14 protein-coding genes are annotated in these 12,684 nt (G+C 43.3%); 1 reads left to right on the forward strand and 13 read right to left on the reverse strand.

Features of this window, described 5'->3' with window-relative positions; genetic code table 11:
* Positions 1 to 13: 13 nt before the first annotated feature.
* The 6 genes from PCY71_RS09455 to tmk all read right to left on the reverse strand — a co-directional run bounded on the left by PCY71_RS09455 (position 14) and on the right by tmk (position 5,289).
* The gene (locus tag PCY71_RS09455) at positions 14 to 1,189 is read right to left on the reverse strand and encodes a 3-phosphoglycerate dehydrogenase family protein (protein ID WP_048773051.1); all 1,176 of its coding nucleotides are present in this window, start codon (positions 1,187 to 1,189) and stop codon (positions 14 to 16) included.
* A gap of 12 nt (positions 1,190 to 1,201) precedes the next feature.
* Positions 1,202 to 2,293 (reverse strand): 3-phosphoserine/phosphohydroxythreonine transaminase, encoded by a 1,092-nt coding sequence (gene serC, locus PCY71_RS09460; RefSeq protein WP_048773047.1) that lies wholly within the window; start codon positions 2,291 to 2,293, stop codon positions 1,202 to 1,204.
* A gap of 259 nt (positions 2,294 to 2,552) precedes the next feature.
* A complete protein-coding gene (gene rsmI / locus PCY71_RS09465) occupies positions 2,553 to 3,419 on the reverse strand; it encodes a 16S rRNA (cytidine(1402)-2'-O)-methyltransferase (protein ID WP_048773044.1) in 867 nt (288 codons plus the stop codon).
* A 2-nt stretch (positions 3,420 to 3,421) separates the two neighbouring features.
* Positions 3,422 to 3,739 (reverse strand): DNA replication initiation control protein YabA, encoded by a 318-nt coding sequence (gene yabA / locus PCY71_RS09470; protein WP_002894690.1) that lies wholly within the window; start codon positions 3,737 to 3,739, stop codon positions 3,422 to 3,424.
* A gap of 24 nt (positions 3,740 to 3,763) precedes the next feature.
* Positions 3,764 to 4,654, reverse strand: a complete 891-nt coding sequence (locus tag PCY71_RS09475) for a DNA polymerase III subunit delta' (protein ID WP_048773039.1) — start codon at positions 4,652 to 4,654, stop codon at positions 3,764 to 3,766.
* Positions 4,651 to 5,289: a dTMP kinase gene (gene tmk, locus PCY71_RS09480; protein WP_048773035.1), complete on the reverse strand. Its 639-nt coding sequence runs from the start codon at positions 5,287 to 5,289 to the stop codon at positions 4,651 to 4,653. Before tmk ends, PCY71_RS09475 begins: the two co-directional genes overlap by 4 nt.
* A 311-nt stretch (positions 5,290 to 5,600) precedes the next feature.
* Here tmk and PCY71_RS09485 point away from each other — a divergent pair, with 311 nt between their 5' ends.
* Positions 5,601 to 6,488, forward strand: a complete 888-nt coding sequence (locus PCY71_RS09485) for a YitT family protein (protein ID WP_002909161.1) — start codon at positions 5,601 to 5,603, stop codon at positions 6,486 to 6,488.
* A gap of 34 nt (positions 6,489 to 6,522) precedes the next feature.
* On the opposite strand, the gene PCY71_RS09490 is transcribed toward PCY71_RS09485, so the two are convergent.
* From PCY71_RS09490 to PCY71_RS09520, 7 genes are all read right to left on the reverse strand, one after another.
* A complete protein-coding gene (locus tag PCY71_RS09490) occupies positions 6,523 to 7,179 on the reverse strand; it encodes a CBS domain-containing protein (RefSeq protein ID WP_002905931.1) in 657 nt (218 codons plus the stop codon).
* Positions 7,180 to 7,618: 439 nt separating this feature from the next.
* Positions 7,619 to 8,329 (reverse strand): ABC transporter ATP-binding protein, encoded by a 711-nt coding sequence (locus PCY71_RS09495; RefSeq protein ID WP_002894681.1) that lies wholly within the window; start codon positions 8,327 to 8,329, stop codon positions 7,619 to 7,621.
* On the reverse strand, positions 8,329 to 9,093 hold the full coding sequence (locus tag PCY71_RS09500) for an ABC transporter ATP-binding protein (protein WP_002909160.1): 765 nt from the start codon (positions 9,091 to 9,093) through the stop codon (positions 8,329 to 8,331). The genes PCY71_RS09495 and PCY71_RS09500 overlap by 1 nt, the downstream gene beginning before the upstream one ends.
* A complete protein-coding gene (locus PCY71_RS09505; protein ID WP_002909159.1) occupies positions 9,093 to 10,046 on the reverse strand; it encodes a branched-chain amino acid ABC transporter permease in 954 nt (317 codons plus the stop codon). Before PCY71_RS09505 ends, PCY71_RS09500 begins: the two co-directional genes overlap by 1 nt.
* Before the next feature lie 3 nt (positions 10,047 to 10,049).
* Positions 10,050 to 10,919, reverse strand: a complete 870-nt coding sequence (locus PCY71_RS09510) for a branched-chain amino acid ABC transporter permease (RefSeq protein WP_002897070.1) — start codon at positions 10,917 to 10,919, stop codon at positions 10,050 to 10,052.
* A 245-nt stretch (positions 10,920 to 11,164) separates the two neighbouring features.
* The gene (locus tag PCY71_RS09515) at positions 11,165 to 12,325 is read right to left on the reverse strand and encodes an ABC transporter substrate-binding protein (RefSeq protein ID WP_002894677.1); all 1,161 of its coding nucleotides are present in this window, start codon (positions 12,323 to 12,325) and stop codon (positions 11,165 to 11,167) included.
* Between the two features lie 88 nt (positions 12,326 to 12,413).
* Entirely contained in the window at positions 12,414 to 12,683 is a 270-nt protein-coding gene (locus tag PCY71_RS09520) for a YlbG family protein (RefSeq protein ID WP_002894676.1), read from the reverse strand.
* Position 12,684 lies beyond the last annotated feature (1 nt).

Here is a 12,684-nt window from a genome sequence, read left to right on the forward strand (position 1 = left end):
AGTCTGTTTTTTATCATTTCTTAATCAAACGCACGCGCACAATATTGTCGCTATTCTCAAATTTATCAACCAACTCCTGAATCTTGCTTTCGTCTGACTCATCCAGATCCAGCAAAGTATAGGCATAATCACCCTTGGAACGATTGATGATATTGTCGATATTGATATTTAAATCACTAACCGCTGTTGAAATCCGAGCTACGATATTCGGTACATTTTTGTTAATCAGGGTAATCCGATAAGGGGCTGAGAGAGCCTGACGGACATTAGGGAAATTCACAGAGTTGATAATCTCGCCCGTTTCCATGAAGCGGCGGATGGTTTTCCCAGCCATAATGGCACAGTTGAGCTCAGCTTCCTCTGTCGATCCGCCCAGATGCGGAAAGACTGTAATCTGCGGATGACGGAGCAGCTCATCTACACCAAAGTCTGTGATATAACGCTTGATAACACCAGCTTCTATAGCTTCAAAGAGGGCAGCATTGTCCACCAGCTCGCCACGGGCAAAGTTGATAAGGGTTGTTTCCTTTTGCATGAGACCAAAAGCAGCTTGATCAAAAGTAGCGCGTGTATCCTCAGTCAGGGGCACATGAATAGTGATATAATCACTCTTCTCAAAGATTTCCTTAATGTCTGCTACCCGCTTGACATGACTAGAGATATTCCAAGCTGTTTCAATGGATACATAAGGGTCATAGCCCAGGACATTCATTCCCAGACGATAGGCATCGTTAGCAATACGGCCACCAATTGCTCCTAGCCCAATGACTCCCAAAGTCTTCTCTGCAATCTCTGTCCCAGCAAACTGCTTCTTACCAGCTTCCACTTGCTTGGGAACATCAGCACCAGAAAGACCATTAGCCCAGCTGTTAGCTGCGATATAGTCACGTGCAGATAGGAGAATAGAAGCCAAGACTGCTTCTTTTACCGCATTAGCATTAGCTCCTGGTGTGTTGAAGACCACGATTCCTTGAGCTGTTGCCTGGTCGACAGGAATATTATTGGTTCCTGCGCCTGCCCGCGCAATGGCTTTGAGCTTGCTTGGAAATTCCTGTCCATGCAGGTTTTGACTGCGCAGGATATAAGCATCCGGATTGTCAGATTTGTCTCCGTCAATCTGAAAAGCATTGCCCAGCTCCTTAAGCCCGATTTGATTGATGTTGTTAAAGGTTTTAACACTAAAGACCATAGATTCCCTCCCTTAAGAATTTTCTTCTTCAAATTTCTGCATAAAGGCAATCAAGTCCTTGACTCCTTGGAGCGGAAAGGCATTGTAGAGACTGGCTCTCATGCCGCCTACGCTGCGGTGCCCCTTGATATTCTTGAATCCCGCTGCAACAGCCTCTTTGTTAAACTTGGCATCCAGCTCTGGAGTTGGTGATACAAAGGGAATATTGGCGACTGAGCGTTGCTCCTTATAACGGACTGGACTGCGATAAAAGTCAGACTGCTCAATGAAGTCGTACAAAAGGCCAGATTTTTCACGATTGCGCTTTTCCATTTCTGCTACGCCACCTAGCTCCTTGACCCACTCAAAGACCAGTTTGGCCATATAGATGGCAAAAGTCGGTGGTGTATTGTAAAGAGAGCCATTGTCCGCCTGAATGCGGTAATCCAACATGCTAGATAGAACTGGTTCGTCATCCAGCAAGTCTTCTCTGATGATGACAACTGTCACGCCGGCAGGTCCGATATTCTTCTGAGCCCCAGCATAAATCAAACCAAAATCCTCTACTCGGTATTGAGCAGCAAGGATATTAGAAGACATGTCCGCCACAATCGGCACGCCATTAGTCGCAGGAAGGTCATAAACAGCCGTTCCTTCGATAGTATTATTGGTTGTCAGATGCACATAAGCCGCCTGCGGATCAATCTCCTTTTCATCAAAAGAAGGAATTTCCGTGTAATTTAAATCCTCTGATGAAGCCAAGAGAATGGGCTCAAAAGGAATGAACTTAGACAGTTTGACTGCTTCGGTGTAAGCTTTCTTTCCCCAAGATCCAGCCACTAGGTAATAGGCCTTGCCGCCTTGGGCTAGATTAAGGGGAATCATGCTAAACTGGGTAGAAGCCCCACCCTGCAGAAATAGCACGCGGTAATTGTCTGGAATATCCATGAGCTCACGCAGCAAGCTCTCAGCTTCTTTGATAATATCGTCAAATTCCTTGGATCGGTGGGACAGCTCCATCACACTCATGCCACTTTGGGCATAGTCTAAAAACTCAGCCTGAGCTTTTTTCAAGACTTCCTTGGGCAATACTGCCGGTCCAGCAGAAAAATTGTAAATCGTCATATCCTACCTCCAAAATTTATTTTGTATATCATATCACAAAGTTTAGAAAATATCTATTTTATTTCAGAAATCTAGCACTTTTTTAGCCAATTCCCGAACATTGTTGAAATATAGATAAGCGAAACCAACCGTCTAATCCAGATAACAAAAAAATCCTGAGTTTAGGTCAGGATTAGATAGTCTTACTAAAAAGCTGAGTTACGCTTTTTCCAATTTTTAAACAGACAACTGATTGTATTGAGAAATTTCTGAGCTTCTATCAATCCTTATTTTCATGATAAACCGCATAGAGCTCGCTCTTGTTCCTGCCGTATTTCTTGGCCACTTCCTTGATGGCCTGATTTTTTTTGCTGCCAGCTTCAACTAAAAGATCAATCTCAGCTAGGATCTGCTCTTGAGAAATTTCTTGTGGAGCATCTTCTGCCGCCCCAGCTACAATCAAGAGACACTCTCCTTTAGGCGGATGTTCAGCCGTATAGGCCAGCAACTCTGAAATCAGCCCTCGTTGATACTCTTCGTGAATCTTAGTCAGCTCGCGCACCAAGACGACTTGGCGGTCACCATAAACTGCCAGCATATTTTCCATCGTAGACCGAACCCGATGAGGGGATTCGTAGAAAATCTGAGTCTCAGGATAGGATTTTTTGCTAGTAAAAAATTCCTTCTGCTGTCCAGCCTTTCTAGGCAGAAAACCATAGAAAATATGCGGTTGGGGAGCCAATCCGCTGGCAATCAAGGCTGTTATTCCAGCACTAGGACCAGGAATCGGTACTACAGTAATTCCAGCTTCTAGCGCTGCCTGAACCAAATCATGTCCAGGATCAGAAATACTGGGCAGACCAGCATCCGAAACCTGGGCTATATCACTTCCACTTTGAAGCATGTCCAAGAGAACTGGGATTTTCTCCTTAGCATTGTGCTCATGAAAACTGATCTGTTTGGTCTCAATCTCAAAATGCTTAAGCAGAAGGCCCGTATTTCTCGTATCTTCAGCCGCAATCCTGTCAACCTCTTTCAGGGTATTGACCATACGGATGCTCATATCATCCAGATTTCCGATAGGAGTCGCGACCAGATAAAGCTTGCCGTAGGCAGTTTCGCCCTTAAAACTTTTTTGAACCTGCATCGCTACTCCCTAAATAACAATTCATCACAGAACATACACTCTGCGTCATTCTCCCGGCGCTGGCCATAGAAATCCGTACAAACATGAAAGCCGTCATAGTAAAGCTTACGCAGATTATCCCGGTTTTTCTTGGTCTTGGTCGGAGCTTCCTTCTCCACCTCTCCCAAGCGCTCCCTCAGCTTGTCATTTTCCAGATGCAGAGCAATATTTTCCTCTACCACACTCTTGAGATTTTTCTTGACAGCCTCCACCTCAGCAAGGGTCACTAAAAGCGTCTGTGAAAAATCATCCAAGGCGTCAAATAAGTCTTTTTTATCCATTTTATACTCCTGTGCTGCCTCTTTTTACTTTCCCTTCAAAGTCATATATTCTAAAGCATTTTGAAAAGATACATTGGCCCGCCACATCGTCCGAGCCAGCAAAAGCTGCTCCAAGGCCTGTCGACCGTTTTCTGTTGCTATGCCCTTATAAAATAACACTTCCAAGAGCTTGAAGACCTGTTCCTGCTTCTCCTTATCATCAGCCAGCTTTACCAGACGCGAAACCTGCAGAAAAGCCTGACTGGAGCGAGTCTGAAAATCCTTGACAAAGCGCTCGCATTCGCTGACCAGCTCAAAAAAGGCGTTATTATGAGCCAAGCTTTCCGCTTCTGACTGAGTCTGACTATAGGCAGCTATCAGCTCCGCTCGACTTTTAATCAAGCCAACCTGTTCCAAACTATGCTGCAGAGCAGCTGTATTTTTCAAGAAATGATAAACCTGAGTCCGACTCCGAATCGTCGGCAGAATCAGCTGTTCATCAGCAGTCAGGAGAAAGATATAAATCTCGCTCTGCGGCTCCTCAATGACTTTGAGCAAGGAATTGGCTGCATTGACGTGCATCCGATCCGCATCGCAGATAATGAAAACCTGCCGACTGCCTTCTAAACCACTTTGAGAGAAGTTTCGGACCAGCTCCCGAACTCGGTCTGTTTTGATAATGTTATTAGCTGGTCGCACCACCGTTACATCAGAAAAATCTTCTTCTGCAATCAAACGACAAGAACGACAGGACTGACAAGGCCAGACGCCCTGCTTATTCTCACAAAAGAGACTCTGAGACAGGATTTGGGCCATTTCAAAACTGCCAAAAGCTCCGGTAAACAAGTAGGCGTGACTAAGCCGTCCCTGTTCCAAAATATGCTGAAACTGCTCAAACAAGCTGGGCTGGATTTGCTGTAAATCTTTTATCTTCATGACGGATTCCCAAATCGTTCCTGAATGATGGCCAAACTATCAGCCACTACCTTATCCAAAGGTTGGCTGGCATCTACCTTGACAAAGCGCTCAGGCTCCTTGTCAAGAATCGCCAAATAGCCCTGCCGAACCCGCTGGTGCAAGTCCAAACCTTCCAGATCAAGCCGATTCACCTCTCGGCTTTCACTCTTAGCAATTCGCGCCAGCCCTTCTTCCACATCAATATCAAAATAGAGGGTCAAATCAGGCTTGAGTCCATCTGTCGCAAACTGATTGAGCCATTCAATGTCTGCTACATCCAGACCCCGTCCGTATCCCTGATAGGCCACTGAACTATCAATAAAACGATCCATCAAGACAAGCTTCCCTTGCGTTAAAGCTGGCAAAACCCGTTCAGCCAAGTGCTGACGGCGGCTGGCAATGTACAGCAAAAGCTCAGTCTTAGCATCCATCGCAGTATGACTAGGTTCCAAAATCACTTCGCGGATAGCCTCAGCAATCTGGACGCCACCCGGCTCCCGCGTCGTAATCAGGCCAGTACCATAATTTTTCAAAAAAGGAAGCAAGGCTTCCAACACACTTGACTTTCCAGCCCCTTCTGGACCTTCCAGCGAAATCAAAATACCATTTTTCATCTTTACCTTGAATCTCTAACTTCTATTTTTCGTTCTTTATAAGAAAATGCAGATAAGACTTGCCCTAAAGCTTGATATAAGCTACTTTTACAGCATGTCCAAACGGCTGAGCAGCCTGATAAGAGCCGAATTCGTCAGCTCATTATTTTCATCCCACTCTTTTTTATCTATTGTTTATTTTACCAAAAAAAAAGCTAAAAGCCCATCATAAGAAAAGACTTTAAAAATTTTTTCAAAGTCTTTCATAAAGGCTAAATTTTTGGTAAAATATATTCAGAAGAAATTTCTGGAAATAGATTTAGGAGGATCTTATGTTTAAATTAAAAAACGTACTGGCCATCATTTTTGGGGCTGGAATTTTTTCTTTTGGGATTCATTATTTGGTCATTCCCTTTCATTTGTATGAGGGTGGAGCAACGGGTCTGACCTTGATTACCTACTATCTATTTAAAATCCCTGTCTCGACGACCAACCTAGTGATTAACATTCCTCTCTTTATTATTGCATGGAAGCTACTGGGTTCGCGAACCCTCTACCTCAGCATTCTAGGGACCTTCTCCGTATCTGCTTGGCTCAAGATTTTTGAAATCCTACCTGCCTCCAAACACCTGCAAAACTATTTTCTCTCAGCTCTGGACGGGGATGTCTTACTGGCCTGTCTTGGAACAGGGATTGTTTTGGGGATTGGACTGGGCATCATCTTCAATGCTGGCGGAACGACGGGCGGTACTGACATTGTGGCCCGCATCTTTAATAAATATACGAGCATTTCCATGGGCAAACTCATGCTGACTGTTGATTTTGTAGTCATTACCTTGGTTCTCCTTGTTTTCAAAGACCTACGCATGGTATCTTATACCCTGATGTTTGTCTTTATCACCTCGCGCGTCATTGACCTGATTGCAGAAGGAGGCTTTGCCGGCAAAGGATTCCTTATCGTTACCAGCAAACCGGCAGAACTGGCTGAAGCTATCAATAACAAGCTGGATCGTGGAGTGACCTTCCTCAAGGGCCAAGGCTTCTATAGCAAGCAGGATCTCCAGATTGTCTATTGTGTTGTTTCCCGTAACGAAATGCAGCAAATGAAGAAACTCATTAACCAAGTCGATCCATTTGCCTTTACTACTATTACCGAAGCCCATGAGATCTTGGGCGAAGGCTTCACTTTAGATGCCAACAAACAACCTATTGTACGTTAAAAACCTCATCCAATGATGAGGCTTTTTTTATCGCTTATAAAGCTTTTGCTGAAGTATGTGTAATCTCAGCCAGCTCAATAGCATGCTCCTCAAATTTTTTCTTGAGAAGCGCCGTATCTATATTACCAGCTAACTGTACTTCAATGACAACTTTGCCATCCTTGCGTGGGATATTGACGGTATTGGAGATGTTGAGATTTTCTTCCACTAGAAGACGGATTATCTGCTCAAGAACCCCCACCTTATTCTCAGTGACAAAGCGCAGACGGACTCCCTCTTCACCATAGCCAGATACTTCTAAGAAGGCTTTGAAAATATCACGGTCAGTAATAACCCCGTAAAGCTGCTCATTGTCTACAACAGGCAGGATACCAATCTTATTTTTCAGCATCAGATAGGTCGCATCTTCCAGACTGGCAAACTGAGAGATCGTGACCACATCACGAATCATAACATCACCAACTTTTGTTTTGTTGAGAAGATAGTTCATCTCATAAATGGACAGGCTCGTTGCCTTAGATGGACTAGCTTCTGCAATCGTTCCTTCTGTCACCAGTCCCACTAGTTGGTCATTCTCAATCACCGGCAGACGGTGGAGTTTCTGCTCACGCATCATATCTGCCGCATGAGCAATCGTTGTATTTGGGCTGATATAAACCACCTTACGCGTCATAAAATCTTTAACTGCCATAAAAGTTCCCTCTACTTCCTATCCATAATTCTTATACTTATTATACTTTATTTTGCAGCTGATTTCAAACGCTTCCAAGTCCTTTACCTAAGTTTTCAAAATTTAGAAAAATCCCGCGATTGGAAAAATTGAAGATGGACAATGGCTAGATATACTATTTTAAGCATCTAAGAGAAGAAAAAAGGTCCAATGGACCTTTTCTAACTGTTAAGTTACTATCGTAACTTTCTATCAACAACCTAAAAATGTCTCCCAGACATTTTAAAGAAAACTCGCTCTCGCGAGTTCCCATCTGCAACCTGAAACAATCCCCCGGGCATCTTGACGAAAACCTTGTTTTCTTTATCTGCAACTTAAAAAGGTCCATTGGACCTTTTCTAACTGTTAAGTTACTACCGTAACTTTCTATCAACAACCTAAAAATGTCTCCCAGACATTTTTAGCCACCTAGATATGCTTTGCGGACTTCGTCAGAAGCGAGGAGCTCTTGGCCTGTTCCGGACAGAACAATTTTACCTGTTTCAAGGACATAACCTCGGTCAGCGATAGAGAGAGCCTTATTTGCATTTTGCTCAATCAAAAGAACTGTTGTCCCTTGCCGCTGGATATCTTGGATAATATCGAAGATTTCCTGGATAAAGATTGGCGCCAAGCCCATAGAGGGCTCATCCAGAAGCAAAAGCTTAGGAGTAGACATCAGAGCCCGTCCCATCGCCAGCATCTGCTGCTCACCACCTGAAAGGGTTGCAGCATCTTGGTTTTTACGCTCTTCCAAGCGTGGGAAACGAGAGAAGACCTTTTTGAGATTGGCTTGATTTTCTTCGCGGTTTGTTTTGAGAAAGGCGCCCATTTCCAAATTTTCCAAAACTGTCAAACCCGGAAAGACATGACGTCCTTCTGGTACTTGCGAAAGCCCAGCTGCTACAATTTTTTGAGCAGGAACTTTTTGAATTTCATTGCCGACAAATTCAATTTTACCAGCACTTGGACGAACCAAGCCTGAAATAGTCCGGAGAATAGTCGTTTTTCCAGCACCATTGGCGCCAATCAGGGAAACGACTTCTCCTTCGTTTACTTCAAAGCTGACATCACGGACAGCCTGAATCATGCCATAATGGACAGAGAGATTCTCAACTTTAAGCATGGACATTAGGCTTCACCTCCTAGATATGCTTCAATAACGCGTTTGTCATTCTTGATTTCATCAGGTGTTCCGTGCGCAATCAAGCGGCCGTACTCCAACACATAGATTCGCTCAGTAACTTCCATTACCAAACTCATGTCATGCTCAATCAGCATGATAGTAATATTAAATTCGTTTTTAATCCGTCGAATCAATGCAGTCAGCTCTGCTGTCTCCTGAGGGTTCATCCCTGCAGCAGGCTCATCCAAGAAAAGGATCTTTGGCTCCGTTGCCAAGGCCCGAACAATCTCCAAGCGGCGCTGCTGACCATAAGCTAAGTTCTTAGCCAAGGTTTCTGCTTCCTTATCCAAGTCAAAAATTTTCAGCAACTCCAAAGCCTTGTCTTTGAGTTCTTCTTCGTTTTTGTAGTAGGCTGGCAAGCGGAGGAAAGAAGCCAACACATGAGCCTTATGATGATTACCAAAGGCAATCAAAACATTATCCAAAACACTAAGGTCCTTAAAGAGCCGGATGTTCTGGAAAGTCCGCCCTAGACCTAAAGAAGCAATCTTGTAAGGTACCTTACCATTGAGCAAATGACCATCTAGTGTCACTGTTCCTTCACTAGGCTCATAAACACCAGTCAAGAGGTTAAAAAGGGTCGTTTTTCCTGCACCATTAGGGCCAATCAGACCAACCAGCTCGCCCTCGTTGAGTTCCAAGGTCACATCGCTGACAGCAGTCAAACCACCAAAGTTTTTAGTTAGATTTTTCACATCAAGAAGTGCCATTATTCTTTGACCTCCTTATTCTTTTTGAAGAGCTTAGACAGGCTGAGCTCCCAAGTTCCTAAAAGTCCGCCTGGACGGAAAATCATGACCAAGATCAGGGCCAAAGAATAGACAATCATCCGAATGCTGGATACATCCTGCAGCAACATATTGAGAATTCCCAATACTACTGCAGCCACAATGGTTCCAGTCATAGAGCCTAGACCACCAAAAACGACAATAATCAAGATATTGATAGTGTTGGTAAAGGAATAGTCCTTAGGAACAACTGAACCAACGAAGCCAGCTTGAAGAGAGCCAGCAATCGAAGCCGTGATAGCTCCCAAGACAAAGGCTGTCACTTTGATTCTAGTAGTATTAACCCCAACAGACTCGGCAGCAATCTCATCCTCACGAACAGACAGAGTGCTGCGACCGATAGGACTGCGCAGGAAATTCAAGGTCAAAATAGTTGTGATAACAACAAAGATATAGACCATCTGCCAAGAGGTAAAGGGCGGAATGGATAGGATACCAGCTGCCCCATTAGTCAAAGTACCCCCATTAATAATCAGAATACGGATAATCTCTGAGACACCAAGAGTCGCAATCGCGAGATAGTCCCCTTTAAGACGAAGCGTAGGCAAACCAACTGCCAAAGCCACAATACCAGCAATGACAGCTCCTAGCAGCATAGCAATGAAGAAAGCTCCATAAGTTGGCGATTTAGAGCCAATAATGGCTACTGCGTAGGCACCGATTGCCATAAAACCAGCATGGCCAAGAGAAAATTGACCTGAGAATCCGACGATGAGATTAAGCCCCACAGCCAGAATAATATTAATCCCGATCTGCTCTAAGATTTGAATATAAAAAGCATTGAGAACACCGGCACTAACCAATACTGTCATCAACAAGTAGCCAATTAAGACAAGGCCAAGCCAGAAAATATTTATCTTTAAATTCTTTTTCATACCTTACACCTTCTCTTTCACATTTTTGCCGAGGATACCAGCTGGACGGATCAGAAGAATGACAATCAAAATCGCATAGACAATGGCATCTCGGAAATCAGATAGTCCAAGCGCTGTCGCAAAAGTTTCCAAAAGACCGATAACAAAACCGCCAAGCGCTGCACCAGGAATGATTCCAATACCACCGAGAACGGCCGCTACAAAGGACTTAATACCTGGAGTCATCCCCATTAAAGGCTCTAATGAATTATAGTAAAGGGCAATTAGAACACCAGCAGCTCCTGCAAGAGCTGACCCCAAAGCAAAGGTGAAGCTGATTGTCCGATTGACATTGATTCCCATCAGCTGAGCAGCATCACTATCTACAGACACAGCACGCATAGCCTTACCCATCTTTGTCTTCTGCACGATAAACTGCAGAGCCACCATGAGGAAAATCGAAATTCCCAAAATCAGCAGCTGAATATTTGAGATAGAAATCGGCCCTAAGTTAAAGCGTACCGTCTTTATAACCTGCGGGAAGGAACGAGTATTGGCACCGACAAAGAAAATCATGCCATACTCAAGGAGAAAAGAAACCCCAATGGCTGTAATCAAAGCCGCAATCCGAGTCGAATTTCGCAGAGGACGATAGGCTAAAAACTCAATAACCACACCGAGAATCGCTGTCCCAATCATCGCTAAAATGAGAGAAAGGAAGAAATTAAACTTCAGGATATTAATCAAGTAATAACCCATAAAGGCACCAATCATATAGATATCACCGTGGGCAAAGTTAATCAGCTTAATAATCCCATAAACCATGGTATAACCCAAAGCCAGAAGCGCATAAACACTACCCAGGATTAGACCGTTGACTAATTGTTGGAGCATTAGACACCACTCTTTCTATAATAAAATAAGGAATGGGACAAAAATCAGCAGACTAGGTCGTGATTTTATCATCCCACTCCCAAAATACGAATAATAGTTGATTGAGAAACGAAGAAGAATAGATTATAAAACAATACTCTTTCAAATCCGTAGATTTATAAAGAAAGAAATCATCTACTAACTTGCTCAAGCAACTAGAAATAGAAAACAAGTCAAAGACTGGGATAGCCCCAGCCTCGTAACTATTATTCCGCTTTAACTGTTTCTACAGTATCTACTTGACCGTCTTTCAAGCCAATCATCAGAGCTGTTTTCACTGGATTGTGATCTTTATCAATAGTGATTGAACCAGTTACTCCATCGAAATCTTTAAGCTTAGCCAAGTTGTCTTTGATATCTACAGAAGTTTTAGCACCTTTGGCTGCTTCTGCTGCCATATAAACAGAGTCATATGCCAGAGCTGCAAACATAGAAGGCTCTTCTTTGTACTTAGCTTTGTATGCTTCAATAAACTTCTTAGCTTTTTCTGACATTTCACCAGAAGTTGTAAAGCCAGATACATAGTAAACATTTGTAGCTGCAGCAGGAGTTGCTTGCTCAACGAACTTAGCATCACCAAAGCCATCAGGACCAACGATTGTTTGGTCAATACCTAAACCACGCGCTTGATTGACAATTTTACCAGCTTCAGTATAGTAACCTGGAACAACCAGAGCGTCAAATTCTTTACCCTTAATCTTTGTCAAAGCAGCTTGGAAGTCTGTATCCTTGGATTGGAAGGTTTCTGTTGCTACAATCTCACCCTTGAATTCCTTCTTGAAGGCATCCGCCATTCCTTTAGCGTAGTCACTAGATTGGTCGTAGTAAAGAACGACTTTCTTAGCTTTCAAGTTATCAGTAACATACTTAGAAATGATTTTACCTTGGTAGCTATCAATGAAAGTTGCTCGGTAAAGATAATCTTGCTTGTTGGTCAGATCATCCTGTGTCGCACTTGGTGTAATGATTGGTACACCTGCTTTAGCAGCATTTGCAGTAGCTGAAGCTGTAGCTCCAGAAGTCGCAGGGCCAATGATTGCATTTACCTTGCTTTGGGTAACCAAGCTAGTAGTGATGGTAGATGCTTCAGCTGTTTCTGATTTGTTATCCTTATCAGTAACTTCAATCTTCTTGCCATCTACGCCACCAGCAGCGTTGATTTCATCAACGGCCAACTGAGCACCATGTTGTTCAGCTGTACCGTAGGCTGCTACTTCACCTGATTCTTCAAAGTTAAAACCAAATTTAATCGTATCGCCAATTTCTGTACCAGTTGCTGTTGAGTTGTTATTGGATACTTCTCCACAAGCTGCGAGAAGGGCTGCACTAGCAAAAGCTACTAGGGATAGTGCAAATTTTTTCTTCATTCGGAAATCTCCTTAAGTGATTTATTTGATGATATAGTAAGAATATATCGAATTATCTGACAATTGTCAACCCTTTATAGAAATTTTATCAAATGATAACGTTTTCTTGCTCTCTATACAGGCTTCCAACAAAGTTTTGATCTAGTTCTTTTATGTGAGATATCCGAACTTGCTTAACATAGCGTTCCTTGGGCAGATTCTCCTGTAAGTTCTGGGCGTCCTCTTGATTGACATAGAGATGCAGATAACGATGCTTCTTAGAATGATAAATGATATCACCGAAGTTAGCCAGCTTTTTGGCATCTCGATTATAGTAAAGATAGACAATCAAGCCCACTCTTTCTTCTCTTTCTATCATA

It is taken from the genome of Streptococcus sp. SN3, from assembly GCF_030439905.1.

What these genes read in the sequence shown, in the direction of transcription:
- PCY71_RS09455 (WP_048773051.1), bottom strand. Translation starts at nt 1,189, where the DNA reads ATGGTCTTTAGTGTTAAAACCTTTAACAACATCAATCAAATCGGGCTT.
- serC (WP_048773047.1), bottom strand. Translation starts at nt 2,293, where the DNA reads ATGACGATTTACAATTTTTCTGCTGGACCGGCAGTATTGCCCAAGGAA.
- rsmI (WP_048773044.1), bottom strand. Translation starts at nt 3,419, where the DNA reads ATGCAGGTTCAAAAAAGTTTTAAGGGCGAAACTGCCTACGGCAAGCTT.
- yabA (WP_002894690.1), bottom strand. Translation starts at nt 3,739, where the DNA reads ATGGATAAAAAAGACTTATTTGACGCCTTGGATGATTTTTCACAGACG.
- PCY71_RS09475 (WP_048773039.1), bottom strand. Translation starts at nt 4,654, where the DNA reads ATGAAGATAAAAGATTTACAGCAAATCCAGCCCAGCTTGTTTGAGCAG.
- tmk (WP_048773035.1), bottom strand. Translation starts at nt 5,289, where the DNA reads ATGAAAAATGGTATTTTGATTTCGCTGGAAGGTCCAGAAGGGGCTGGA.
- PCY71_RS09485 (WP_002909161.1), top strand. Translation starts at nt 5,601, where the DNA reads ATGTTTAAATTAAAAAACGTACTGGCCATCATTTTTGGGGCTGGAATT.
- PCY71_RS09490 (WP_002905931.1), bottom strand. Translation starts at nt 7,179, where the DNA reads ATGGCAGTTAAAGATTTTATGACGCGTAAGGTGGTTTATATCAGCCCA.
- PCY71_RS09495 (WP_002894681.1), bottom strand. Translation starts at nt 8,329, where the DNA reads ATGTCCATGCTTAAAGTTGAGAATCTCTCTGTCCATTATGGCATGATT.
- PCY71_RS09500 (WP_002909160.1), bottom strand. Translation starts at nt 9,093, where the DNA reads ATGGCACTTCTTGATGTGAAAAATCTAACTAAAAACTTTGGTGGTTTG.
- PCY71_RS09505 (WP_002909159.1), bottom strand. Translation starts at nt 10,046, where the DNA reads ATGAAAAAGAATTTAAAGATAAATATTTTCTGGCTTGGCCTTGTCTTA.
- PCY71_RS09510 (WP_002897070.1), bottom strand. Translation starts at nt 10,919, where the DNA reads ATGCTCCAACAATTAGTCAACGGTCTAATCCTGGGTAGTGTTTATGCG.
- PCY71_RS09515 (WP_002894677.1), bottom strand. Translation starts at nt 12,325, where the DNA reads ATGAAGAAAAAATTTGCACTATCCCTAGTAGCTTTTGCTAGTGCAGCC.
- PCY71_RS09520 (WP_002894676.1), bottom strand. Translation starts at nt 12,683, where the DNA reads ATGATAGAAAGAGAAGAAAGAGTGGGCTTGATTGTCTATCTTTACTAT.